Annotated in this window: 23 protein-coding genes, 1 tRNA gene and 1 pseudogene; 15 read left to right on the top strand and 10 right to left on the bottom strand. The window is 72.1% G+C overall.

Annotated features, from left to right (window positions below; genetic code table 11):
• Positions 1–10: 10 nt before the first annotated feature.
• The 4 genes from pip to ACIP5O_RS00650 all read left to right on the top strand — a co-directional run bounded on the left by pip (position 11) and on the right by ACIP5O_RS00650 (position 4,275).
• Positions 11–961, top strand: coding sequence for a prolyl aminopeptidase (gene pip / locus ACIP5O_RS00635; protein ID WP_401286817.1), 951 nt, complete (start codon positions 11–13; stop codon positions 959–961).
• 159 nt (positions 962–1,120) lie between these two features.
• Positions 1,121–2,674, top strand: coding sequence for a M28 family metallopeptidase (locus ACIP5O_RS00640; protein ID WP_401286820.1), 1,554 nt, complete (start codon positions 1,121–1,123; stop codon positions 2,672–2,674).
• 559 nt (positions 2,675–3,233) lie between these two features.
• Complete coding sequence (locus ACIP5O_RS00645; RefSeq protein WP_030209440.1) at positions 3,234–3,530, top strand: type II toxin-antitoxin system VapB family antitoxin; 297 nt, start codon at positions 3,234–3,236, stop codon at positions 3,528–3,530.
• Positions 3,531–3,645: 115 nt separating this feature from the next.
• The gene (locus ACIP5O_RS00650; RefSeq protein WP_401286824.1) at positions 3,646–4,275 is read left to right on the top strand and encodes a LytR C-terminal domain-containing protein; all 630 of its coding nucleotides are present in this window, start codon (positions 3,646–3,648) and stop codon (positions 4,273–4,275) included.
• A gap of 4 nt (positions 4,276–4,279) precedes the next feature.
• Here the strand turns inward: ACIP5O_RS00650 and upp are convergent, their stop codons facing one another.
• Positions 4,280–4,915, bottom strand: coding sequence for a uracil phosphoribosyltransferase (gene upp / locus ACIP5O_RS00655; protein ID WP_062753576.1), 636 nt, complete (start codon positions 4,913–4,915; stop codon positions 4,280–4,282).
• Positions 4,916–5,007: 92 nt separating this feature from the next.
• Here upp and ACIP5O_RS00660 point away from each other — a divergent pair, with 92 nt between their 5' ends.
• The 9 genes and pseudogenes from ACIP5O_RS00660 (at position 5,008) to ACIP5O_RS00700 (ending at position 10,862) form a co-directional block, all read left to right on the top strand.
• Positions 5,008–5,217 carry a hypothetical protein gene (locus ACIP5O_RS00660; RefSeq protein WP_053640088.1) on the top strand — a complete coding sequence of 70 codons (210 nt, stop codon included), beginning with the start codon at positions 5,008–5,010 and terminating at the stop codon, positions 5,215–5,217.
• A 380-nt stretch (positions 5,218–5,597) separates the two neighbouring features.
• Complete coding sequence (locus ACIP5O_RS00665; protein ID WP_401286828.1) at positions 5,598–6,134, top strand: hypothetical protein; 537 nt, start codon at positions 5,598–5,600, stop codon at positions 6,132–6,134.
• A gap of 125 nt (positions 6,135–6,259) precedes the next feature.
• Complete coding sequence (gene tadA, locus ACIP5O_RS00670) at positions 6,260–6,688, top strand: tRNA adenosine(34) deaminase TadA (protein WP_401288082.1); 429 nt, start codon at positions 6,260–6,262, stop codon at positions 6,686–6,688.
• 89 nt (positions 6,689–6,777) lie between these two features.
• A tRNA-Ser gene (locus ACIP5O_RS00675) sits at positions 6,778–6,862 on the top strand.
• 426 nt (positions 6,863–7,288) lie between these two features.
• The gene (locus tag ACIP5O_RS00680; protein WP_163013800.1) at positions 7,289–7,453 is read left to right on the top strand and encodes a hypothetical protein; all 165 of its coding nucleotides are present in this window, start codon (positions 7,289–7,291) and stop codon (positions 7,451–7,453) included.
• A 9-nt stretch (positions 7,454–7,462) separates the two neighbouring features.
• Entirely contained in the window at positions 7,463–7,756 is a 294-nt protein-coding gene (locus tag ACIP5O_RS00685; RefSeq protein ID WP_401286832.1) for a Dabb family protein, read from the top strand.
• Positions 7,757–8,024: 268 nt separating this feature from the next.
• Positions 8,025–8,870, top strand: coding sequence for an RNA polymerase sigma factor SigF (locus ACIP5O_RS00690; RefSeq protein ID WP_125659588.1), 846 nt, complete (start codon positions 8,025–8,027; stop codon positions 8,868–8,870).
• A 234-nt stretch (positions 8,871–9,104) separates the two neighbouring features.
• Entirely contained in the window at positions 9,105–10,019 is a 915-nt protein-coding gene (locus ACIP5O_RS00695) for an RNA polymerase sigma factor SigF (RefSeq protein ID WP_401286835.1), read from the top strand.
• A 344-nt stretch (positions 10,020–10,363) separates the two neighbouring features.
• Positions 10,364–10,862, top strand: a pseudogene (locus tag ACIP5O_RS00700) (TetR family transcriptional regulator).
• A 105-nt stretch (positions 10,863–10,967) separates the two neighbouring features.
• Here the strand turns inward: ACIP5O_RS00700 and ACIP5O_RS00705 are convergent.
• The gene (locus ACIP5O_RS00705; protein ID WP_125659539.1) at positions 10,968–11,198 is read right to left on the bottom strand and encodes a hypothetical protein; all 231 of its coding nucleotides are present in this window, start codon (positions 11,196–11,198) and stop codon (positions 10,968–10,970) included.
• 204 nt (positions 11,199–11,402) lie between these two features.
• Between ACIP5O_RS00705 and ACIP5O_RS00710 the strand changes: the two genes are divergently transcribed.
• Together ACIP5O_RS00710 and ACIP5O_RS00715 are read left to right on the top strand one after the other, a co-directional pair.
• On the top strand, positions 11,403–11,846 hold the full coding sequence (locus tag ACIP5O_RS00710) for a MarR family winged helix-turn-helix transcriptional regulator (protein ID WP_401286838.1): 444 nt from the start codon (positions 11,403–11,405) through the stop codon (positions 11,844–11,846).
• Positions 11,847–11,861: 15 nt separating this feature from the next.
• Positions 11,862–13,496 carry an MDR family MFS transporter gene (locus ACIP5O_RS00715; protein ID WP_401286841.1) on the top strand — a complete coding sequence of 545 codons (1,635 nt, stop codon included), beginning with the start codon at positions 11,862–11,864 and terminating at the stop codon, positions 13,494–13,496.
• A gap of 141 nt (positions 13,497–13,637) precedes the next feature.
• On the opposite strand, the gene ACIP5O_RS00720 is transcribed toward ACIP5O_RS00715, so the two are convergent.
• The 8 genes from ACIP5O_RS00720 to ACIP5O_RS00755 form a co-directional block, all read right to left on the bottom strand.
• Positions 13,638–14,405 carry a TetR/AcrR family transcriptional regulator gene (locus ACIP5O_RS00720; protein WP_401286843.1) on the bottom strand — a complete coding sequence of 256 codons (768 nt, stop codon included), beginning with the start codon at positions 14,403–14,405 and terminating at the stop codon, positions 13,638–13,640.
• 35 nt (positions 14,406–14,440) lie between these two features.
• Positions 14,441–15,994 (bottom strand): MFS transporter, encoded by a 1,554-nt coding sequence (locus ACIP5O_RS00725; protein WP_401286845.1) that lies wholly within the window; start codon positions 15,992–15,994, stop codon positions 14,441–14,443.
• Between the two features lie 117 nt (positions 15,995–16,111).
• On the bottom strand, positions 16,112–18,445 hold the full coding sequence (locus tag ACIP5O_RS00730; protein WP_401286848.1) for an ArnT family glycosyltransferase: 2,334 nt from the start codon (positions 18,443–18,445) through the stop codon (positions 16,112–16,114).
• On the bottom strand, positions 18,442–19,731 hold the full coding sequence (locus ACIP5O_RS00735; RefSeq protein ID WP_401286851.1) for a glycosyltransferase: 1,290 nt from the start codon (positions 19,729–19,731) through the stop codon (positions 18,442–18,444). Before ACIP5O_RS00735 ends, ACIP5O_RS00730 begins: the two co-directional genes overlap by 4 nt.
• Positions 19,732–19,757: 26 nt before the next feature.
• Positions 19,758–21,359, bottom strand: coding sequence for a sensor histidine kinase (locus tag ACIP5O_RS00740; RefSeq protein ID WP_401288085.1), 1,602 nt, complete (start codon positions 21,357–21,359; stop codon positions 19,758–19,760).
• Between the two features lie 18 nt (positions 21,360–21,377).
• The gene (locus tag ACIP5O_RS00745; RefSeq protein WP_185893301.1) at positions 21,378–22,082 is read right to left on the bottom strand and encodes a response regulator transcription factor; all 705 of its coding nucleotides are present in this window, start codon (positions 22,080–22,082) and stop codon (positions 21,378–21,380) included.
• Between the two features lie 200 nt (positions 22,083–22,282).
• On the bottom strand, positions 22,283–23,212 hold the full coding sequence (locus ACIP5O_RS00750) for an amidohydrolase family protein (protein ID WP_401286854.1): 930 nt from the start codon (positions 23,210–23,212) through the stop codon (positions 22,283–22,285).
• Positions 23,199–23,534 (bottom strand): antibiotic biosynthesis monooxygenase family protein, encoded by a 336-nt coding sequence (locus tag ACIP5O_RS00755; RefSeq protein ID WP_401286857.1) that lies wholly within the window; start codon positions 23,532–23,534, stop codon positions 23,199–23,201. Before ACIP5O_RS00755 ends, ACIP5O_RS00750 begins: the two co-directional genes overlap by 14 nt.
• Between the last annotated feature and the right edge of the window lie 91 nt (positions 23,535–23,625).

A 23,625-nucleotide genomic window follows, 5' to 3' on the forward strand; every position in this document is an offset into this window, starting at 1 on the left:
GGTCGGCCGGATGCACCCGGAGACCGCACCGTACGACCAGGGCCTGCTCGACGTGGGCGACGGCAACCTCGTCCACTGGGAGGCCTCCGGCAACCCGGAGGGCAAGCCCGCGCTCGTCGTCCACGGCGGGCCGGGCTCCGGCTCCTCCCCGCGCTCCCGGCGCTTCTTCGACCCGGAGGCGTACCGGGTCGTCCTCTTCGACCAGCGCGGCTGCGGCCGCTCCGTCCCGCACGCGAGCGACCCGGCCGCCGACCTGTCCGTCAACACCACCGCCCATCTGGTCGCGGACATGGAGCGGCTGCGCGAGCACCTCGGGATCGAGAAGTGGCTGCTCCACGGAGGCTCCTGGGGCTCCACGCTGATCCTGGCGTACGCGGAGGCCCACCCCGAGCGCGTCACGGAGATCGTGATCGCCGCCGTCACCACCACCCGCCGCTCCGAGATCGCCTGGCTCTACGAGGGCGTCGGCCGCTTCTTCCCCGAGGCCCACGAGCGCTTCCGGGCGGGGGCCGGGACCGCCGACGGGGCCGGGGCGGAAGAGCTCGTCGGGGCGTACGCCGCCCTCATGGGCCACCCCGACCGGGCCGTACGGGAGAAGGCCGCGGCCGACTGGTGCGCCTGGGAGGACGCCGTCCTGTCGACGGAGGGCACGGGCACCCCGTACACCGACCGCGTCGACGACACCCGGCTCGGCTTCGTGCGGATCTGCTCGCACTACTTCGCGCACGGCGCCTGGCTGGAGGAGGGCGCCCTGATCCGCGACGCGCACCGGCTCGCCGGCGTCCCCGGCGTCCTGGTCCACGGCCGGCTCGACATGGGCGGACCGCTCACCACCGCCCGGGAGCTGGCCCGCGCCTGGCCGGACGCCGAGCTGCACGTGGTCGAGCGGGCCGGGCACCTGGGCGGCGAGGAGACCGGTCACCTGGTCCTCGCGGCCCTCGACCGCTTCGCGAGGACCTGAACCCGACATAGGAGACGAAAGCTGCCCCGCCGTAAGGGAATTGAGAATTCCAGATTTCAATCCTGTTCGACCCGGCAGGAATTGTGGCGAATCTGTTCACAGAACACCCCCGAGATCGCTAACTTCCCCTCAACCTCGTCCGTACCGGGAAGGACTTCTGTGAACGCATCCCAGCGCAGAGCCGCGGCCGTCCTCGCCGCCGCCGCCCTCGCCGCCCCGCTGGTCCTCGCCTCCCCCGCCACCGCGGGACAGGACCCCACGGCCGCACCCGCCCGCGATGCCGCCAAGCTGGCGAAGAAGCTGGTCCGCGACACCACCGCCAAGGACGCCTACAAGCACCTGCAGAAGTTCCAGGCGATAGCCGACTCGGCCGGCGGCCACCGCGCGGCCGGTTCGCTCGGGCACGACGCCTCGGCCGCGTACGTGTACACGCAGCTCAAGAAGGCCGGCTACGACGTCCGGTACCAGAAGTTCGACTTCGCGTACACGGAGACGCTCGCCGAGAAGGCCTCGGTCGTCGCCCCCGCGCCCCGCGCGTTCGACATCAAGGCCATGACGTACACCAAGTCCACCCCGGTCGGCGGCATCCGGGCCGAACTGGTGGCCGCGCCCGTCGACGCCGACGCCACCAGCGGCTGCGAGCCGGGCGACTTCGCCGCCGGCGCCTTCACCGGCAGGATCGCGCTCATCCAGCGCGGCGGCTGCGCCTTCGCGGTGAAGCAGCAGAACGCCGCCGCGGCCGGTGCCGTCGCCGCCGTCATCTACAACAACGCCGACGGCGTCCTCTCCGGCACCCTCGGGGACGCCGCCTCCGGGAAGATCCCCACGGGCGGCATCACCCTGGCCGAGGGCAGGGCGCTCGCCGCCGACCTCGCCAAGGGCCCGGTCACCCTCTCCCTGGAGATCCGCCAGCTCCAGCAGACGCGTTCCACCAACAACGTCATCGCGGAGACCAAGGCCGGCAACGCCGCCAACACCGTGGTGCTCGGCTCGCACCTCGACTCCGTCACCGCGGGCCCCGGCATCAACGACAACGGCTCGGGCTCCGCCGGTCTCCTCCAGACCGCCCTGAAGCTGGCCGAGTCGAAGGACAAGGTCCGCAACAAGGTCCGCTTCGCCTGGTGGTCGGCGGAGGAGAACGGCCTCCTCGGCTCCGAGCACTACGTGCAGAACCTCACGGAGCTCGACAAGAAGGAGATCAAGCTCTACCTCAACTTCGACATGATCGCCTCGCCGAACTACGGCCTGTTCGTGTACGACGGCGACGACTCGGACGGCGTCGGCGCCGGCGCGGGCCCCGCGGGCTCGGCCCAGCTGGAGCGCGACATCAACGAGTTCCTCGACGAGAACGGGCACCCGCACGAGGGCACCGACTTCACCGGCCGCTCCGACTACGGCCCGTTCATCGAGGTCGGCATCCCCTCCGGCGGCACCTTCACCGGCGCCGAGGGCATCAAGACCGCCGCCCAGGCGGCCAGGTTCGGCGGCCAGGCGGGCGTCGCCTACGACGTGAACTACCACGCCAAGGGCGACGACCTCAGCAACATCAACCTGAAGGCCTTCGACGTCAACATCGACGTCATCGCCAACGCCGTGGGCACCTACGCCCACGACATCTCCTCGCTCCGCAAGCCGGTCGTCTCCGTCCCGACCACCGGCGACGCGGGCAGCGGCGGCGGCCTGCACGACGACCACCACGAGGTCACCGGGTAACGGTCGTCGGGCGGCCGGCGCGGTCGGGGGCCCCGGCGCCCGCGAGCAGACCGCGTCGTGCCGTGCCGTGCCGGTCGAGGACGGACAGCGGGACGCGGATCCGCACGTCCGGGTGACGGGTGCCGTCCCGGAGCAGGACCCCCGGATCGAGTGCGGGTCCGTCGAAGGCGTAGGGCCTGTCCGGCGGATCAGGGTCGGGTAGGCCGCGGCGTCTGGTGCATGGGGTCTCCCCAGGCCCTCAAGGGCCTAGGGGAAGCATCGCAAGGCGCCGGAGCGGCTCGATAGCGGAGCTGTCGGGACGTTTCGGCAACGCGGCGAGGTACCGTGCCAGGCGCCGCGGCCCCGGCCATGATCCGCCGGACAGGCCCTAACCCGCGGGCATCGCGGAAACCGGGCCGGGGCGGGCCCGAGGCAGGGGGCGGCGGGCCCCGTGTCTCCGGGCGGCGGCGGCCCGCTCGCGCCTTTGACGGCACTTCGATTCCGGTTCGTCACGGTTCGCACCGGCATCCCACCGGGTGCGTGGCTGCGCCGGGAGCCGCTCGCCCGGTAGGCTTTCCGTGTGATCTTCAAGCGCATCGGAAACGGAAAGCCGTATCCCGACCACGGCCGGGAAAGCACCCGGCAGTGGGCGGACGTCGCCCCGCGCCCGGTCCGCCTCGACCAGCTGGTCACCACCAAGGGCCAGCTGGACCTGGAGACCCTGCTCGCGGAGGACTCCACCTTCTACGGCGACCTCTTCGCGCACGTCGTGAAGTGGCAGGGCGACCTCTACCTCGAGGACGGACTGCACCGCGCCGTCCGCGCGGCGCTCCAGCAGCGCCAGGTGCTGCACGCCCGCGTCCTCGAACTGGACTGAGGACCGTCCGGAAGGCAGAGGTCACTGACCCTTTCGGGGGCAGTTCCTCCCCATCCGGACGCGATCACATGATCATCAAGTAGGCATCGCCGACGGGCGGCATTACGCTGCGCTCATGAGCATGCTCACTCCCCCCGGCATGGGCGGAAAGTACCGCATCACGGGGGATGTCTACCCGCGCATGCGCCGCCCCCACCGTCGGCGCAGGATCGTCCTCGCGGCCACCGCCGCCGCGGTCGTGCTGGGCGCGGCCGGCTGGGGGACGCTCCAGCTCGTCGACGTGTTCTCCGGCGACGCGGGAACGAAGGCGGCGGCCGGGAAGCGGGCCGACTGCAAACCCGCCCCCACCCCGACCGCGCAGGCCGCCGCGGCCCTGCCCAAGCCCGCGCAGATCACGGTCAACGTCTACAACGCGACCCCGCGCAGCGGACTCGCCAAGACGACGGCCGACGAGCTCAAGAAGCGCGGCTTCAAGGTCGGCAAGGTCGGGAACGCGCCCGCCGCCTACGACAAGAAGGTCCCGGGCGCCGGGCTGCTCCTCGGCGCGCCCGCCGCCACCAAGGGCGCCTTCCCGGTCCTCGGCACCCAGCTCGCGGGCGCCACGACCAGGACGGACGCCCGGACCACGGCGGACGTGGACCTGATCATCGGGACCGCCTTCAAGAACCTGTCCCCGAAAACGACGGCGGACGCGGCCCTGGTCGCCCTGACCAAGCCCGCGCCCGCTCCGACCGGGAAGTGCTGAGGACCTACTCGGCCGAGCCGTACATGCGGTCGCCCGCGTCGCCCAGGCCCGGGACGATGTAGCCGTTCTCGTTGAGACGCTCGTCGACCGAGGCCGTCACGACGGTGACGGGGGTGCCCGCGAGCTCGCGCTCCATGACCTCGACGCCCTCCGGGGCGGCGAGGAGCACGACCGCGGTCACGTCGTCCGCGCCGCGCTTGATCAGCTCCTGGATCGCCGCGACCAGCGTGCCGCCGGTCGCCAGCATCGGGTCCAGGACGTACACCTGGCGGCCCGAGAGGTCCTCCGGCATCCGCGTGGCGTAGGTCGACGCCTCCAGCGTCTCCTCGTTGCGGATCATGCCCAGGAAGCCGACCTCGGCGGTCGGGAGCAGCCGGACCATGCCGTCGAGCATGCCGAGGCCCGCGCGCAGGATCGGGACCACCAGCGGACGCGGGTGCGACAGCTTCACACCGGTCGTCGTCGTGACCGGGGTCTCGATGTCGACCTGCTCGGTCCGCACGTCCCGGGTGGCCTCGTAGGCGAGCAGGGTGACCAGCTCGTCGGCGAGACGGCGGAAGGTCGCGGAGTCCGTGCGCTTGTCGCGCAGGGTGGTGAGCTTGTGGGCGACCAGGGGGTGGTCGACGACGTGGAGACGCATGACTCAACAGTAGCCCGCCCCGCACTGGCGTCGATCCGCGCCACTGGGGGAAGGTGGGGGCACACGGACCCGGTGATGGGGTGGTGTGGCAGATGTCCGACCTGGAAGGACCGGTCGAGCGGGCCGCCGAGAGGGTGGCCCGGGGGCCGGCGGCGGAGACCGACACGGAGCGTCGCAGGCGCCGCGCGCAGTTCCTGCGCGAGCTGCACGAGGCGAAGGCGCTGCGCGAGCGCGTGCAGCCCCGGCGCGCCCGGGCGGCCCGGATGCGGCAGGCGATGCGGATGCGGACCTTCCGCTGGTGAGGCGCCGACCGGTGGGGCGGTGGGCTTCCCGCCGGCGAGGCGGTGCGCTTTCCGCCGGTGAGGCGGTGCGCTTTCCGCCGGTGGGGCGGTGCGCGGCGCGGTCGGCCGTCGGGGCGTGGTGGATTCCGTACGCCGCGCCGGACGTGGTGTGACCGGCGGAAACCGGCTCCGACCAGCGGTGACCGTCCGGGTCCGGCCGTGCGCCCCCCGAGTGCGCCGGGGTCGCGCGCCCGCCCGATAGCGGGGACGTTCAGACTGATGCACGACGCAAGAGCCGAAGACCTCTCCTGTGGGCGCCGTTTCTGTCACGATGCCGAGGGGGCGGGGCTCAGGACCGCGCCGCCGGAACGTCACACCTCTGATCAGTGGGAGAGAGTCAGGTGTACTTCGCCGCACTGCTCGCGCGCACCGAAGACGGGTGGGAAGCGAGCGACACGGAGCTCGACGACGTGGAGACCCTGTCGGATCTGGTCGAGCTGGCCCGCGACGCCTCGGACGACGACACGGTGATCGTCTTCATCGAGCAGGAGGACGCGTGGTTCGGGATCGTACGGATCGAGGGGGAGGAGGATCCCCGCATCTACGTCTCGGACGGCGCGGCCGCGTCCCGTTCCTCGTACGGGGAGATGCTCACCCGGGAGATCCTCGGTGACGACCTGGACGACCTGGCCGACGAGCTGGAGTCGCTGGACCTGGACGGCACGGAGGACGGGGAGCCGCTCGGCGCCGACGGGGACGGGGACGACGAGGCGGGCTCCGTGGCCGCCGAGGCCGTCCCGGCCGCCCCGGTGGGCGACCGGCTGATCCTGGCGGACCTCGGTCTGCCGCCGGCCGAGCTGCTCGCCCTGGAGACCGACGCGCTCGCGGAGATCGCGGACGCGCTGGGCGCGGCCGAGGTCCTGGAGGCCGTCCGCTAGTGGTTCCCGCGGTACCCGTTCCCGATCCCGTACGAGGTCCTCTGCCCGATCCCGTACGGAGCCCCTCGCCCGGCCCCGTACGGGAACCCGTGCCGGATCCCCTGCGGGATCCCTGGCGGGACGCCATGCTGCTCGCCCTCGACGAGGCGGAGGCGGCCGGGCCGGCCGGCGACGTGCCGGTCGGCGCGGTCGTGCTCGGTCCGGACGGGACGGTGCTCGCGCGGGCGCACAACGAGCGGGAGGCGACCGGCGATCCCACCGCGCACGCCGAGGTGCTCGCCCTGCGCCGGGCGGCCGCGGCGACCGGGGAGTGGCGCCTGACGGGGTGCACGCTGGTCGTGACCCTGGAGCCGTGCGTGATGTGCGCGGGCGCCCTGGTCCAGTCCCGGGTGGAGCGGGTGGTGTTCGGGGCCCTGGACGAGAAGGCGGGCGCGGCGGGTTCGCTCTGGGACCTCGTGCGCGACCGGCGGCTCAACCACCGGCCCGAGGTGGTCCACGGCGTGCTCGGCGAGGAGTGCGCCCGGCGGCTCACGGCCTTCTTCCGCGCCCGCTGAAGCGCCCGCCTCCCCCACGCACACCCCGCTCCGACCTGCGGCGGGATACGGATTTCATCGCAGCGGCAGTTTCGGCTAAGCTCTCTCTCGGTAGCGTGTCCGAGCGGCCGAAGGAGCTCGCCTCGAAAGCGAGTGTGGGGAAACTCACCGAGGGTTCAAATCCCTCCGCTACCGCTTCGATCGAAGGGCCCGGTTCATCAGAACCGGGCCCTTCGGCGTGTGCGGAGCACGTACGGGGCGCGTGAGGGGTGCGTACGGGAAAGGCCCCGGTCGCGCGTTGGGGCGCGGTCCGGGGCCTTCCGGCAGGCGGCGTCGGTCGGGGGGAGCGGCATCGGGGGGACAAGCCGCTCCCCCCGGTGAGAACCGGTCCTCCAGGTCCGCGTCGCCGTCGGGGGAAGCCTCGCGGCGCGGACCCCGCAGTGCGGGCCGGTTCCGGAGCCCCTCGGATTCCTGCCAGATCCTCCGGTGCTCGACATCCATACTGCGCGCCCCGCCCCCTTACGGGGGACGGCAAAAGTCCTCCTTCTCCGGGCCCTTGGTCCGTAAAGGCTCGGTTAGAGTGGCGCGGTCGTACGGCGGGGGAACAGGGGAGGGCTGGAAATGGCGCAGGCGAAGAAGGTCGCGCTGTACGCGGTCGTGGTCTTTGTGCTGTACACGATCGTCACGTCCCCGGCGAGGGCGGCGGATCTGGTCCAGGTAGGGTTCGAGGGCATTTCCAGCGCCGCCCAGGGTGTCGGCGAGTTCATGACCGAACTCATCAATTAGGAGCCCTCCGTGATCCGCCATCTGGTCCTCTTCAAGCTCGACGACGGCGTCGCCCGTGACGAGCCGCGCGTCGTCGCGGGCGTCGAGGCGTTCCGGGCGCTCGGCGGGCAGATTCCGGAGCTCCGGTTCTGGGAGTGCGACTGGAACATCACGGACCGGCCGATCGCGTACGACTTCGCCATCAATTCGGCCGTCGAGGACACCGACGCCCTCCAGCGCTATCTGGAGCACCCCGCCCACCAGGCGGGTGTCGCCCAGTGGCGGGAGTTCGCCACCTGGGTGATCGCCGACTACGCCTTCTGACCCCCGGTCACGACCGAGGCCCCCGCCCCCGTGGCGGGGGCCTCGCCGTTTTCCGGCCTCCCGCACGCCTGCCGCACGCCTCCCCCACGCCTCCCGTACGCCCCCGTTCGGCCCTCTCTTCCCTCCCCCCATGTCCTCAACACGTGGTTATGGGGTGCTTGCACACAGTGGACATGTCTTGTGATGCTATGACCGCTTTTGATGGATGAGTTGACCGTAGTTGACACCAGTCGACCAGCAGGACCAGCCAAAAAGGGGTGGCGTGAACGTGCCGGCCAGTACAGCACCTCAAGTCCCGCCCCAGCACGAGGCAGGCGGCCCGGAGTCACCGCGCCCGCGCACCCAGAGCACCCGCGGCGCCGACACCCGCGCCCTCACCCAGGTCCTCTTCGGGCAGCTCAAGAACCTGGAGCCGGGCACCCCCGAGCACGACCGGGTGCGCGGGGCCCTCATCGAGGCCAACCTGCCGCTGGTCCGGTACGCGGCCGCCCGCTTCCGCTCCCGCAACGAGCCCATGGAGGACGTCGTCCAGGTCGGCACCATCGGCCTGATCAACGCCATCGACCGCTTCGACCCGGACCGGGGCGTGCAGTTCCCGACGTTCGCGATGCCGACGGTCGTCGGCGAGATCAAACGCTACTTCCGGGACAACGTGCGGACCGTGCACGTGCCCCGCCGGCTGCACGAGCTGTGGGTCCAGGTCAACGGCGCCACCGAGGACCTGACGACCGCTCACGGGCGCTCCCCCACCACCGCCGAGATCGCCGAGCGGCTGCGGATCGGGGAGGACGAGGTGCTCGCCTGCATCGAGGCCGGACGCTCGTACCACGCCACCTCGCTGGAGGCGGCGCAGGAGGGCGACGGGCTGCCGGGGCTGCTCGACCGGCTCGGTTACGAGGACCCCGCGCTCGCCGGGGTCGAGCACCGGGATCTGGTCCGGCACCTTCTCGTACAACTGCCCGAAAGGGAGCAGCGGATCCTGATGCTGCGCTACTACAGCAACTTGACCCAGTCTCAGATCAGCCAGGAACTCGGCGTCTCCCAGATGCACGTGTCAAGGCTCCTCGCGCGGAGCTTCGCACGATTGAGATCCGCAAACAGGATCGAAGCGTAACCGGAACGGGTAGACCGGTTCGGAGCAGTTCCGCACCGCATCTCCTGCCGAACACCCCTTGTTTCCTGCGGATATGCGCGGGCATTGTGTCGACAAGTCACTACAGCGTGTTGCCGACATGTGACATTCTGCTGGAACCGCGTTTGCCGCAGCCCTCCCGCCGGTATTCAGGTGGTGGCTGCGTTCCTCAGACGGTCGCGGCACCGCGACCGTCCGCGACCTCAAGGGGGTGGCATGTCCACAGAACTGGACAGCTCCAAGGTGCTCACGCTCACGCCCGTTCCCGTCGTTCCCGTGCCCACGCAGACGACGGCGCCGACGGCGCCCGAGAGCGCGGAGCCCACCCCGCCGCCGATGCCCGTCACGACCGGCGCCCTCGACACCCGCACCCTCTCCCGCTCCCTCTTCCTGCGGCTGCGCGCCCTGGACGCGGAGGGCGCCACCGCCGAGAGCCCGGAGCGGACCTACGTCCGCGACACCCTCATCGAGCTCAACCTCCCCCTCGTCCGGTACGCGGCCGCCCGCTTCCGCTCCCGCAACGAGCCCATGGAGGACATCGTCCAGGTCGGCACCATCGGCCTGATCAAGGCGATCGACCGCTTCGACTGCGAACGGGGCGTGGAGTTCCCGACGTTCGCGATGCCGACGGTGGTCGGCGAGATCAAGCGCTTCTTCCGCGACACCTCGTGGTCGGTGCGGGTCCCGCGCCGGCTCCAGGAGCTGCGCCTCGCCCTCACCAAGGCCGGCGACGAGCTCGCCCAGAAGCTCGACCGCTCCCCCACCGTCCCCGAACTCGCCGCCGTGCTCGGGGTGTCGGAGGAGGACGTGGTCGACGGCCTCGCCGTCGGGAACGCGTACACCGCCTCCTCGCTCGACTCCCCCTCGCCCGAGGACGACGGCGGCGAGGGCTCCCTCGCGGACCGGCTCGGCTACGAGGACAGCGCCCTCGAAGGCGTCGAGTACCGCGAGTCGCTCAAGCCGCTGCTCGCCAAGCTGCCGCCCCGCGAGCGGCAGATCATCATGCTGCGCTTCTTCGCCAACATGACCCAGTCGCAGATCGGCGAGGAGGTCGGCATCTCCCAGATGCACGTCTCGCGGCTGCTGACCCGCACCCTGGCGCAGCTCCGGGACGGGCTCATCTCCGACTGACCTCCGAGGTCTGACCTCTGAGGGCCGACCGCTTCGGACGGACCTCGATCGGCCCTCACGATCAGCCCCCTCGAACGGCGGCACGCCGGCGAGGGGGCCGGTCGCCACCCGGCGGCGACCGGGAGCCGCACCCCGGTCAGGCGCTCCGAGAGCTCCCACAGCCGGCGGCCCGTCCCCGGGTCGGCCGCCGCCCCGGAGATCCGTACGCGGGTGGAGGCGCCGCGCAGTCCGGCCGGGCCGCCGGTCCCTTCACCCTCGCCCAGCGCAAGCGTCGGCTCGTCGCGACCGAGCTCACCGAGGCGTCCCTCCAGTCGTTCGCCCTCAAGGGCTTCGACGCGGTCACGGTGGACGAGATCGCGTCCGCCTCCGGCGTCTCCAAGCGGACCTTCTTCCGGTACTTCGCGTCCGAGGAGGACGTGGTCGTCCAGTTCCTGGCGGGCATGGGCACCGACATCCGCGCGGCGCTCGCCGCCCGGCCCGCGGCCGAGCGCCCTTCCGAGGCGCTGCTGCGGGCCGTCTCCGTACCCCTGGCCACCTGCGGGGACCACGCCGAACGGCGCGCTGCCGGTGGTCCGGCTGATCCTGCGGACGCCCGCGCCGCCCGCCCGCTTCCTGGAGCACCAGGCGCGGTGGCGCGAAGAACTGACCGAGGAGCTGGCCGTACGCCTGGGGCGCGATCCCGGGACCGACCTCTACCCCCGGCTCGCCGCGGGCATGGCGCTGGCCGCCTTCGACGCCGTACTGCACCGGTGGAGCGAGGGCGGGGGCGCCGAGGACCCGGGCGCGCTGATCGAGCGGGCCTTCGCGGTGCTCGCCCCGTCACTGGACTCCGCGACCGCGTGAGCCCGCGGGGCCGCGGGGCTGTGAGGCTGTGACTCCCGGAAAAGAGAAGTGGGCCGGTCCTCCGCGTGGTGCGGAGGACCGGCCCACCCCGGGCGTACGGAACGGTCAGCCGAGCGCCAGCCAGGCGACGGCCGCCAGGACGACGACGGCCGCGACCACGCCCACGATCAGGCCGACCCGGGGGCCCGACGAGGAGGAGGCGGCGACGGTCTGCGGCTGCTGCTGCGGGGCGCCCTCGTCGACGAAGGCGCGGAACATCTGGGTGCTGCCGGCGGGGTCGTAGGAGCCCTCGGGGCCCTGGCCCTGGCCGTACGGTGCTTGGGGGTTGTGTGCCATGGGCCAGGACCCTAGCGAAGTCGGCCGGGGCGCCCAAGCCCGGCACCCCCGGCCCGGCGCACGGGGCCGCGTCCGGTCTCCCCGTCCCCCTCCCTTTGCCGATTCTTTAGCGCCGTTTGACCGATTTAGTTTGCCTGAAGCAACCATCCATCTCTATGGTTGCCCTAAGCAACAAGATATGTGGAGCACGCGGTGGAGTACGCGATGGACAGAGGCAATCGGTACGAGAACCTCGCCCGCCAGGTGAGCGCCATCGGAGCGGTGAAGCGCGGACTCGCGCGGACCCTGCCCGCCGAGTGCCCCGGCGGATCCGCGCTCGTCCTCGCACTGCTGAACCACCACGGGGACATGCGGATGGGCCGCGTGTCCGAGCTGATGGCCGTCGACATGTCGGTCAGCAGCCGTCACGTGGCCCACACGGTGGACCGCGGATGGGTCGAGCGCCTGCCCGACCCCGCCGACCGGCGCTCCCGCATCCTCCACCTGACCCCGGCGGGCGAGTCCATGCTCGCCGTCCTCGACCAGCGGCTGACCGACATGCTCGCCCGCACCCTCGCGGAGTGGTCCGACGACGACGTCGAACTGCTCACCACCCTGCTCGCCCGCCTCCGCGATTCCTTCGGGGACTGCCGGGCCCACCACGCTTGAGAACGAAGGAAGTCCATGGCTAGCACCACACCAGAGACCGGTGTGCGCGGCGGGAGCGCAAAGGAGGGGGACCTCGCCTCCGGCGGCGCCCCGATGACGCACAAGCAGATCATGGAGGCGCTCTCCGGGCTGCTGCTCGGCATGTTCGTCGCCATCCTGTCCTCGACGATCGTCTCCAACGCCCTGCCGCAGATCATCACCGACCTGGGCGGCGGCCAGTCCGCCTACACCTGGGTCGTGACCGCGGCCCTCCTGGCGATGACCGCGACCACCCCGCTCTGGGGCAAGCTCGCGGACCTCTTCTCCAAGAAGTTCCTCGTCCAGATAGCCCTGATCATCTACGTCGCCGGCTCGGTCGTCGCCGGCCTCTCGCAGAGCACCGGCATGCTCATCGCCTGCCGCGTCGTCCAGGGCGTCGGCGTCGGCGGTCTGACCGCCCTCTCCCAGATCATCCTGGCCGCCATGATCGCCCCGCGCGAGCGCGGCCGGTACAGCGGCTACCTGGGCGCCACCTTCGCCGTCGCCACCGTCGGCGGCCCGCTGCTCGGCGGCGTCATCACCGACACCGACTGGCTCGGCTGGCGCTGGTGCTTCTACGTCGGCGTGCCCTTCGCGATCATCGCCCTGCTCGTCCTCCAGAAGACCCTGAAGCTCCCCGTCGTGAAGCGCGAGGTCAAGGTCGACTGGGCCGGCGCCTTCTTCATCAGCGCCGCCGTCTCCCTGCTCCTCGTCTGGGTCACCTTCGCGGGCGACAAGTACGACTGGATGTCCTGGCAGACGGCCGTCATGGTCCTCGGCGCCGTCGCCCTGGGTGCGATCTTCATCCTGGTCGAGTCGAAGGCGAGCGAGCCGATCATCCCGCTCCGCCTCTTCCGCAACCGCACGATCACCCTCGCCTCGCTCGCCTCGCTCTTCGTGGGCGTCGCGATGTTCGCCGGCACGGTCTTCTTCAGCCAGTACTTCCAGCTGGCGCGCAACGAGTCGCCGACGATGTCCGGCGTCCTCACCATCCCGATGATCACGGGTCTGTTCATCTCCTCCACCGTCTCCGGTCTGATCATCACCAAGACCGGCCGCTGGAAGGCGTGGCTGGTCAGCGGCGGCGCCCTGGCCGCCGGCGGCCTCGGCCTGCTCGGCACGATCCGTTACGACACGGAGTACTGGCACATCGCGCTCTTCATGGCGGTCCTCGGCCTCGGCCTCGGCATGATGATGCAGAACCTGGTGCTCTGCACCCAGAACCAGGTGGCACCCGCCGACCTCGGCGCCGCCTCCTCCGTCGTCACCTTCTTCCGCTCCCTGGGCGGTGCGATCGGTGTCTCGGCGCTCGGCGCGGTCATGGCCCACCGGGTCACGGACTACGTCAAGGAGGGCCTGGCCGAGCTCGGCCCGAAGGCCGCGGCCGCGATGGGCAAGGGCGGCTCGGGCGGCGGCATCCCCGACATGGACAAGCTGCCGGCCCCGATCCGCACGGTCATGGAGGACGCGTACGGCCACGGCGTCGCGGACGTCTTCCTCTACTCGGCACCGTTCGCGCTGCTCGCCTTCGTGGTGACGATCTTCATCAAGGAGGTCGCCCTCAAGAGCGGCGCGGTGAAGGCGGACGAGAAGGCGCCCGCGAGCGAGAAGGTCGCCGCGGACGCCCCGTAGGAAGGCGTCGAAAGGAAAAGCTCCCGGCCGCGCTTCGAGCGGAGGCGCGGCCGGGTCGAGTACGGAGCGGTGGGCAGGGGACGGCCCGCCGCTCCGTCGTTTCCGTTTCCGGCCCCGTTTCCGGCCCCGCTCCCGCCGCCGTCATTCCTGTTCGCGGGCCACCATCACCTCGATGCCGGCGACCAGGACGTCGAGGGCGTACGCGAAGTCCCGGTCCCAGATGTCGCTGACGCTGCCGTGCGAGGCCCGCTCGTCGAGGAGCTCCGTCATCGATCCGAGCGTCTCCTTGAACCGCGTGTCGTCGTGGAAGGCCCGGATCGACTCCCCGTAGAAGACGTCCTGCGACATGCCGGCCTCCGCCGCCCGCCGCTGGAACTGCGACTCGATCGTCCCGTAGCCGTACACGAACTGGAAGACCGCCGACATCGCGCTCGGGTGGCGGTGCACCGGCAGTCCGGTGTCCCGGATCGCCTCGTGGATCCGGGCGCCGACGGCGACCGAGTTCGGCCCGATGTTCAGGTACGTGCCGGCGCACGGCGACATCCACGGGTGGCGGACCAGCATCCCCCGGTACTCCAGGGCCAGCGTCCGGAGCCGGTCGCGCCAGTCGCCGGTGGTGCCGACCGCGACGAGGTCGATCTCCGCGTAGACGGAGTCGACGGCGTACTCGATGATGTCGTCCTTGGTGTCCACGTACCAGTAGAGCGACATGGCCGTGACGCCCAGCTCGGTCGCGAGCTTGCGCATCGAGAGGCCGTTCAGGCCCTCCTCGTCGAGCATCCGGATCGCGGCGGCGACGATCCGGTCCCGGTCGAGACCGGCCGGGCCGCTCCCGCGGCGGGGGGCCCGGTTCTCCAGCCAGACGCTGGAACGCGCCGGGTCCTTGGCCCGGTCGGCTGCCTTGACCATCGCGTTCCTCCGTCTGTCAGCGGTCCGTGACCATGCTAGGCAGCCGCCGCCGGATGCGGAGCCGCGGTCTTCTCCGCGCCCGCTCCCGCGGCCTTCTCCGCCCGCTCGGCCCGTGCGAGCAGGACCGCGGCGAGCAGACCGCCCGCGAAGAGGGCGACCGCGCCGACCAGTTGGCTGGTCTGGAGGCCGGAGGCGAAGGCGTCGGAGACCCGCGCCCGTTCGGCGTCGCTCCCGGCCGCCGCGAGGGCCGCGGGCAGCGAGGTCGCGGTGACGGCGACGAGGGCGGCGAAGCGCGCGTTCAGTACGGCTCCGAGGACGGCGACGCCCAGGCCGTTGCCGAACTCGGCGAGGGTGCCGTTGACGCCCGCGCCCACGCCGGCCTTCTCCGGCGGGATCGCGCTCATGATGGCGTTGGCCATGGCCGGGTTGGCGACCGCGAGGCCGACGCCCATCAGGACCAAGCCCAGGAGCATCCCCCAGTAGCTGCTGTTCGTGCCGCCGCCGATCAGGGCGATCGAGGCGAGACCGGCCGCGCCGAGGGTCATGCCGACGGCCACGGTGGGCGCGGTGCCGAGCTTCACCACGATCCGCGGGCCGACGCCGCTGAGGTTGAGCACGACCACGGCCAGGGCGAGCGGCGCCATCCGCAGACCGGCCTCCAGCGGCTCGTAGCCGAGGACGAACTGCAGGTGCTGGGTGAGCAGGAAGAGCGAGCCGCCCAGGCCGAACATGACCAGGATCGCGCCCGCGACCGCGCCGACGAACTTCTGGTTGCGGAAGAAGTGCATGTCGAGCATCGGGTACGGGACGCGCAGCTCCCACCGGGCGAAGGCGGCGAGGACGGCGACGCCGACGGCCGCCGGGACCAGCACCTCGGCCGAGGCCCAGCCGTGCTCGGGGCCGGTGATGATGGCGTACACGGCGGCGGTCATGCCGACGGTGGAGAGCAGCGCGCCGACCAGGTCGGGCCGCTCGCCCTGGGGGTTCTTGGACTCGGGGACCAGCTTGACCACGGCGACCAGGCCGACGAGCGCGACCGGGATGTTGATCAGGAAGATCATCCCCCACCAGAAGTGATCGAGGATCGCGCCGCCGATCAGCGGTCCGGCGGCGAAGCCGAGCGAACTGACGGTGGCCCACAGCGCGATGGCCTTGACCCGCTCGGAGTCGTCGAAGATCTGCATGACGACGGCGAGGGTGGTGGTCATGAGCAGCGCGCCGCCGATGCCCATGCCCGCGCGGGCGGCGATGAGCTGCGCGGTGGATCCGGCGAGCCCGGCGGCGAGCGAGCCGAGGCCGAAGAGCGCGAGTCCGGCGGCGAGGAGCTTCTTGCAGCCGTAGCGGTCGGCGGCGTTGCCGGCGGTCAGGAGCAGGCCGGACTGGACGAGCGAGTACGCGTTGATCATCCACTGGATGTCGGCGGTGGAGGCGTGGAGTTCCGAGGTCAGCGAGGGGATGGCGACGCCGAGCACGGTGTTGTCGAGCAGCACGGTGAGCTGGGCCAGGCAGATGACGCCGAGGATCAGCCAGCGCTGCGGGTGGCCGCCGGTGGCGGCGGACGGTTCGTTCGCGGCGGTCGTCGCCGTCATGGCAGGACTCCTTGTACGGTGTACGGGACCAGGTCTCGTACACCGTACAAGGGTTTCTCTTACACCGTATAGGGATTATTTCCAGCCGCTTGTTTTCGATTGTTTTCGGTCAGACCTTCAGGCCTTCTTGGTGAGGTCGTAGAAGGTGGCGCCGCCGATCGTGACCTTCTCGAAGGTCTTCGCGACCCAGGAGGAGATCGCGGAGTTGCCTCCCATGCCGCCCCCCGTGCCGCCTTCCCTGCCGCCGGTGCGCCCGTCGCTCTCGCCCGTGTCCTCACCGCCGCTTCCGATGAAGTAGTGGATCCTCCCCTCGGCGACGTACTGCTTGAACTGCGCGAGGGTCGGGGACGGGTCGCTGCCGTTGAAGCCGCCGATCGCCATGACCGGCTTCTCCGTGGCGAGCTGGTAGCTGGCCGCGTTCTGGGCGCCGACCGTGGCCGCGACCCAGGTGTAGGAGCCGGCGTCCTTCAGGAGCGCCGCCTCGGCCTCCGCGCCGACGTTCGCGCCGTTGAGGAGACCGCCCATGCCGCCGCCACCGCCACCGCCGAAGCCGGGGCGCTCGCCGCGCGAGCCCCAGGGGTTTCCCTGGGCGTTGCCCTGGGGCAGTCCCTGGGGCGGGGTGCCGCCGGGCATCTGGCCCTGATTCTGGCCCTGGTTCTGGCCTTGGTTCTGGCCTTGGTTCTGGCCTTGGTTCTGGCCTTGTCCTTGGCCGCCGGGCATCTGGCCGCCCTGACCGCCGCCACCGAAGCCTCCCGGCATCTGGCCCGGCCCCTGGCCGTTCTGGCCTCCACCGTTCTGGGATCCCTGGCCGTTCTGGCCGTTCTGGCCTCCCTGGCCCCCCGGGAACGCCATTCCGCCCTCGGGCATCCCGCCGCCGAAGCCGCCCGGCATGCGACCGCCGAAGCCGCCCGGGCCCCGGCCGCCCGCCGGACCCGCCGTCACGATGGAGCCCTGGTGGCCGGTGCCCACCGTCGCCAGGGTGTACGCGAAGGGGCCCGCGAGGCCCGCCGCCAGGCCGAGGCCCGCCGCCGCGAGCCCGAGGCGCCGGTCGACCCGGCCCGCGACGAGGAGCCCGACGGTCGCGGCGGCGCCCGCCACCAGGACCGTCCAGCGCAGCCACGGCAGCCAGTCCGGCGTACGGCCGAGCAGCGTCCAGGCCCACCAGGCCGACACCGCCACCGTCACCGCGAGCGCCGCCGAGGCGGCGAACCGGGTGCGCTCCTCCCACAGCACGGACGCGCCCGTGCCGACGAGCGCCGCGACGTACGGGGCCAGGGCGATCGTGTAGTACTCGTGGAAGATGCCGGCCATGAAGCTGAAGACCGCGAGGGTCATGAGCAGCGAGCCGCCCCACACCAGGAACGCCGAGCGCGCGGTGTCCGTCCGGGGCGCCCGCCGGGTGACGACGAGCCCCGCGACGAGCAGGATCAGCGCGGCCGGGAGCAGCCAGGAGATCTGCCCGCCGACCGAGTCGTTGAACATCCGGCCGATCCCGGTTTCTCCCCACCGGCCACCGCCGCCGCCCATGCCCCCGCCGGGACCTCCGCCGCCGCCCACGCTGCCGGTCTCGTCGCCGTTGATCCGGCCGAGGCCGTTGTAGCCGAAGGTCAGCTCCAGGAAGCTGTTGTTCTGCGAGCCTCCGACGTACGGGCGGGAGGACGCCGGCCACAGTTCGACCAGGGCCACCCACCAGCCCGCCGAGACCAGCATCGCAAGTCCGGCGAGGCCGAGGCGGCCGATCCGGCGCCCGATCCCGCCCGGCGCGCACACCGCGTACACGAGGGCGAGCGGTGGCAGGATCAGGAAGGCCTGGAGGGTCTTCGCGAGGAACGCGAACCCGAAGGCCACTCCCGCCCCCACCAGCCACTTCGCCGCGCCCGGCCGGTCCTCCAGGGCGCGCAGCACCCCGTACACGGCGACCGTCATGAGCAGCGCGAGCAGCGCGTCCGGGTTGTTGAAGCGGAACATCAGGGCGGCGACCGGCGTCAGCGCCAGGACCGTGCCCGCGATCAGGCCCGCGCCCGCGCCGAACCGGCGCCGGACGGCCGCGTACAGGACGCCGACCGTGGCCACGCCCATGAGCACCTCGGGCACGAGGATCTGCCAGGAGCCGAGGCCGAAGAGGCGGACGGAGAGCGCCATCGGCCAGAGCGCGGCCGGCGGCTTGTCGACGGTGATGGCGTTGGCCGCGTCGAGGGAGCCGAAGAAGAAGGCCTTCCAGCTCTCCCCGCCGGCCTGGACGGCCGCCGAGTAGAAGGAGTTGGCGTAGCCGGAGGCGCTCAGGTTCCACAGGTAGAGCACGCCGGTCACGACGAGCAGGCCGAGGAAGGCGGGGCGGACCCAGGGGGCGTCCTCGGCGCGTCCGCGCCAGAGGCGGGCGAGCAGGGCTGTACCGGCGTTCCGGGCGTTCCCGGGCGGGGCGGCGGGGGCCGCGGGGTTCAGGGTGGTCATCGTTCGTTCCTCGCGGTGGGTGCGTTCCTCGCGGCGGCCCGCTCGGGGAAGACCCAGAGCCGGAAGAGGAGGAAGCGCAGGACGGTCGCGGCGAGGTTGGCCACGATCAGGACGGCCAGCTCGGTGGAGTGCGACGGGTCTCCGGTCGCCGCGCCGAGGGCGGCGAGCGAACCGCTGGTCAGGGCCAGGCCGATGGCGAAGACCACGAGCCCCTGCGCCTGGTGGCGGACGGCCCGGTCCCGGCCCCGCACCCCGAAGGTGAGGCGCCGGTTGGCCGCCGTGTTGGCGACGGCCGAGACGAGGAGGGCCCCGGCGTTGGCGAGCTGTGGCCCGAGGCCGAGCCGGAAGGCCGAGTACAGCGCCAGGTAGAAGAGCGTGGACAGGACCCCGACCACGCAGAAGCCGACCAGCTGGCGGGCGAGACCGCCGGGCACGCCGCTGAGCTCGCGGTCCCGGGGGTCGTCCCCGAACGGCCGGACGAGCCGGTCGAGCGGCAGCGAACCGGTCGCGAGGGCCCGCCCCACCCGCCAGACGCCCTTGAGGTCGTCGGTCGCCGTCTTCACGATGTGCACGGTCGAGTCGGGGTCGTCGACCCAGTCGACCGGCACCTCGTGGATGCGCAGGCCGGCCCGCTCGGCGAGGACCAGCATCTCGGTGTCGAAGAACCAGCCGGTGTCCTCGACCATCGGGAGCAGCCGCTCGGCGACCTCGCGCCGTATGGCCTTGAACCCGCACTGCGCGTCCGAGAACCGGGCCGCGAGCGAGGAGCGCAGGATCAGGTTGTACGCGCGGGAGACGAACTCCCGCTTCGGGCCGCGCACCACTCGCGAGGAGCGGGCGAGCCGGGAGCCGATCGCCAGGTCCGAGTGGCCGGAGATGAGCGGCGCGACCAGCGGGAGCAGCGCGTTCAGGTCGGTGGACAGGTCGACGTCCATGTAGGCCAGGACGGGCGCGTCCGACGCCGACCACACCGTGCGCAGGGCCCGCCCGCGCCCCTTCTGTTCGAGGCGTACGGAGCGCACGCCGGGCATCTCGTCGGCGAGGGCCGCGGCGACGGCGGGCGTCGTGTCGGTGGAGGCGTTGTCGGCGACGGTGATGCGGAAGCCGTACGGGAAGGTCCGGGAGAGGTGCTCGTGGAGCCGGCGGACGCACGGCTCCAGGTCCTTCTCCTCGTTGTAGACGGGGATCACCACGTCCAGGACGGGCCCTCCGGCGACGTCCACGGGCAGGTGTTCCCGGGCGGGCAGGGCGCCGGGCACGGGCCGCGCGATCGTTGGGGTTCGCATGCCACAGACCCTCGCCGGGGCGGCTGTCACGCCTGTGTGCTGAGCCTGTGCCCCGCCTGTGAGTCTTCGCGCGGACCGTCGTCCGGGGCCTGTCCGACCCCGATCCGCCGGCCGGGTCCCAGGGGCAGCCGGACGGTGAAGACGGTCCGGCCGGGGGCGCTCGCCACCGTCACCTCGCCGCCGTGGGCGAGGACGACCGCGCGGACGATCGCGAGGCCGAGGCCGGTGGAGCCGGCGTTCCGGGAGCGGGAGGCGTCGCCGCGCGCGAACCGTTCGAAGACGGAGGGCAGGAGCGCCTCCGGGACGCCGGGCCCGTCGTCCTCGACCTCCACGAGCGCGCCCGTCCCCTCCGCGCGGACGCGGGCGGTGACCTTCGTGCCGGGCGGGGTGTGGGTACGGGCGTTGGCGAGGAGGTTGACGAGCACCTGCTGGATCCGGGCGCCGTCCCCCCGCACCCGCACCTCCGCCCCGTCCTCGGGGAGTTCCAGGCCCCAGTGGTGACCGGGCCCGGCGGCGCGGGCGTCGCTCACGGAGTCCAGGACGAGGGCGACGAGGTCGACGGGCTCGTAGGAGAGGGGGCGTCCGGCGTCGAGCCGGGCGAGCAGCAGCAGGTCCTCCACCAGGCCCGTCATCCGGGTCGCCTCCGACTCGATCCGGCCGAGCGCGTGCCGGGTGTCGGGCCCGCACTCCTCGCGGCCGCGCCGGGTCAGCTCCGCGTACCCCCGGATCGAGGCGAGCGGGGTGCGCAGCTCATGGCTGGCGTCCGCGACGAACTGCCGGACCCGGGTCTCGCTCTGCTGGCGCGCGTCGAGGGCCGAGTGGACGTGGTCGAGCATCCGGTTGAGGGCCGCGCCGACCTGGCCGACCTCCGTGCGCGGGTCGGCCTCCGTCTCCGGGACCCGCTGGTGGAGCGCCACCTCGCCGCTGTGCAGCGGGAGCCGGGCGACCTGGCGGGCGGTGGCGGCGACCCGCCGCAGCGGGCGCAGGGCCACCCCGACGAGCACGGTCCCGGCGAGGGAGGCCGCGACGAGCCCGGCGCCGGTGACGCTCAGCTCGACCAGGACGAGGGTGGAGAGGGCGTCGTCGACCTCGGTGAGCGGGATGCCGGTGAGGAAGGTGCCGCGGCTGCCCTCCGCGTACGCGACCCGGTAGGAGCCGAGGCCGCCGGGCAGTTCCACGGTGTGCGGCTCGCCGTCGCGCGGGACGGCGGCGAGGGCCGCCCGCTGCTCCGCGTCCAGCTCCTCGACGGGGAACCTCGGCCCGTCCGTACCGTTGCTGCCGGGCACCTCCGTCGAGTACCCGGCGGAGGTGACCTCGCCGCCGGTGAGGACCGCGCCGAGGGTTCCTATCGGGGCGCCCGGACCGCCGAGGAAGGCGAACGGCTCCCGCCCCCGGCCGGGATCGGGCACGGACATGACGACCGGCGGCCCGGCCGCCCGCTGGGACAGCCCCCGGACCTGCTCGTCGGCCTGGTCGTACAGGTACGAGCGGAAGGCGATCGTCGTGACCGTGCCGATGACGGCCGCGACGACCGCGATCAGCGCGACCGCCGACACGACGAGCCGGGTGCGCAGCGACCACGGCCGCCGCGCACCCCGGAACAGCCGTGCGCCCCGGCCCGGTGGCATGCCTTGCGTCACCGGCCGCTACTCCCCCGGCTTGATGAGGTAGCCGGCCCCGCGCCGGGTGTGGATCATCGGGGAGCGTCCGGCGTCGATCTTCCGGCGCAGGTAGGAGATGTAGAGCTCGACCACGTTGGCCTGGCCGCCGAAGTCGTACGACCAGACCCGGTCGAGGATCTGCGCCTTGCTGAGCACCCGGCGCGGATTGCGCATGAGGTAGCGCAGCAGCTCGAACTCGGTCGCCGTGAGGTGGATCGAGTCACCGCCCCGGGTGACCTCGTGGCTGTCCTCGTCGAGGGTCAGGTCCCCGACGGTCAGCAGGGATTCGCTGCGCGCCTGCGCGGCCCCGGACCGGCGGATGAGGCCGCGCAGCCGGGCCACCACCTCCTCCAGGCTGAAGGGCTTGGTCACGTAGTCGTCGCCGCCCGCCGTGAGCCCGGCGATCCGGTCCTCCACGGCGTCCTTCGCCGTCAGGAAGAGCACCGGGACGTCGGGCATCTCGCGCCGGATCGAGCCGAGCAGGCTCAGGCCGTCGGCGTCGGGCAGCATCATGTCGAGGATCACGGCGTCGGGCCGGAACTCGCGCACGGAACGCAGGGCGGTGGCCCCGTCCCCGGCACTCATGACCTGCCAGCCCTCGTAGCGCAGGGCCATGGAGAGCAGCTCGGTGAGCGAGGCCTCGTCGTCGACGACGAGGACCCGGACGGCGGTCCCGTCGGCGCGGAGCATGTCGGCGCGGATGTCGGTGCGAGCACCGGTACGGGCGCCGGCGCGGTTGCTCGTGCGGTGTGAGGTGACGGTCATGGAGCCCAGGCTGGCCGCCGCCACTGAAAGGCCTCTTTCGCTTTCCTGTGAATTCCCTGAGAAACGGCCGTCACCGACGGGCACCCGCCAGGGCCGGTTTCACGTGAAACAGCACGCTCTGGGGATCATCGGGCCGGTTTCACGTGAAACATCGCGGCACCGTTCTCGTACAGCACCTTCCGGAGCCAGTCGTCCCCGAGCCCGAGCCGTTCGAGGGCGTGGAGCTGATGGGCGTACGGATACGGGATGTTGGGGAAGTCCGAGCCGAGGAGGATCCGGTCGCCGAGGTCGAGCAGCCGCTTGTGCTCCTCCTCGGGGAAGGGCGCGAGCCGCTCGCTGAAGTCGGTGAACGCCATGGTGGTGTCGAGGTGGACGCCCTCGTACCGCTCGGCGAGCGAGAGGAAGTCCCCGTACTCGGGCATCCCCATGTGCGCGACGATCACCCGCAGCCGGGGGTGGCGGGCGAGCAGCCGCTCCATGGGGCCGGGGCCGGTGAAGTTCCCCGGGGTGGGCCCGGAGCCGCAGTGGACGACGACGGGGGTGCCGCTGTCCGCGAGGCTCCCCCACACCCCGTCGATCCGTTCGTCGTTCGGGTCGAACCCTCCGACCTGGAGGTGCACCTTGAAGACGCGGGCCCCCGCGTCGAGCGCCTCCCGGACGTAGGCGTCGGCGCCCGGCTCGGGGAAGAAGGTCGCGGTGTGCAGACAGTCGGGGGTACGGGCGGCGAAGTCGGCGGCCCAGGAGTTCAGCCAGGCGCCCATCCCGGGCTTGTGCGGATAGAGCATCGCGGTGAAGGCGACCGCCCCGAACCCGCGCAGGAGGGCGAGTCTGCGGTCCTCCTCCTCGCGGTAGGTGATGGGCCACTCCAGACCGGTCAGCGGGCCGACGGCGTCGAAGTAGGCCCACACCTTGTCGAGGACGTTCTTCGGCATGAAGTGCGTGTGCACGTCGACGAGTCCGGGGATCCCGAGCCGCGCGAGGAGCGCGGGTATGTCGACGAGCCCGACCTCTCCACCCGTATCGTCATGCGCCTTCGCACCGTCATGCGCGTTCATAGCCGTAACTCCGCTCGACCTTGCCGATGTGGACGCTGTAACTGTCGTACCAGTGCTCCCGCCCGTGCGTCTTGGCTTCCTGGTGCTCGGTGTGGAGGCGCCAGGCGTCGAGGGACTTCAGGTCGCGGAAGTAGGCGACGGTGATGCCGATGCCGCCGGGGGTGCGGGCGAACTCGTATCCGAGGTAGCCGGGGATCTCCTCGACGATCGCCTGCATCCGGTCGGCGGTCTCGGCGTATCCCTCGGGCGCGTCGGGCCGGACCGAGGTGAAGACAGCGGTGTAGTAGGGCGGTTCGATGCCCGCCACCAGTTTCGGGGTCATGCGATCACCCTCGCGGGGGCCGGGCGGGGATGTCCACGGCACCCGGCCAAAGGGATCCAAGACTTTACGCGGCGCGGTGGGCGGCGGTGTG

It is taken from the genome of Streptomyces sp. NPDC088915, assembly GCF_044749825.1.
Classification (GTDB): Bacteria; Actinomycetota; Actinomycetes; order Streptomycetales; family Streptomycetaceae; genus Streptomyces.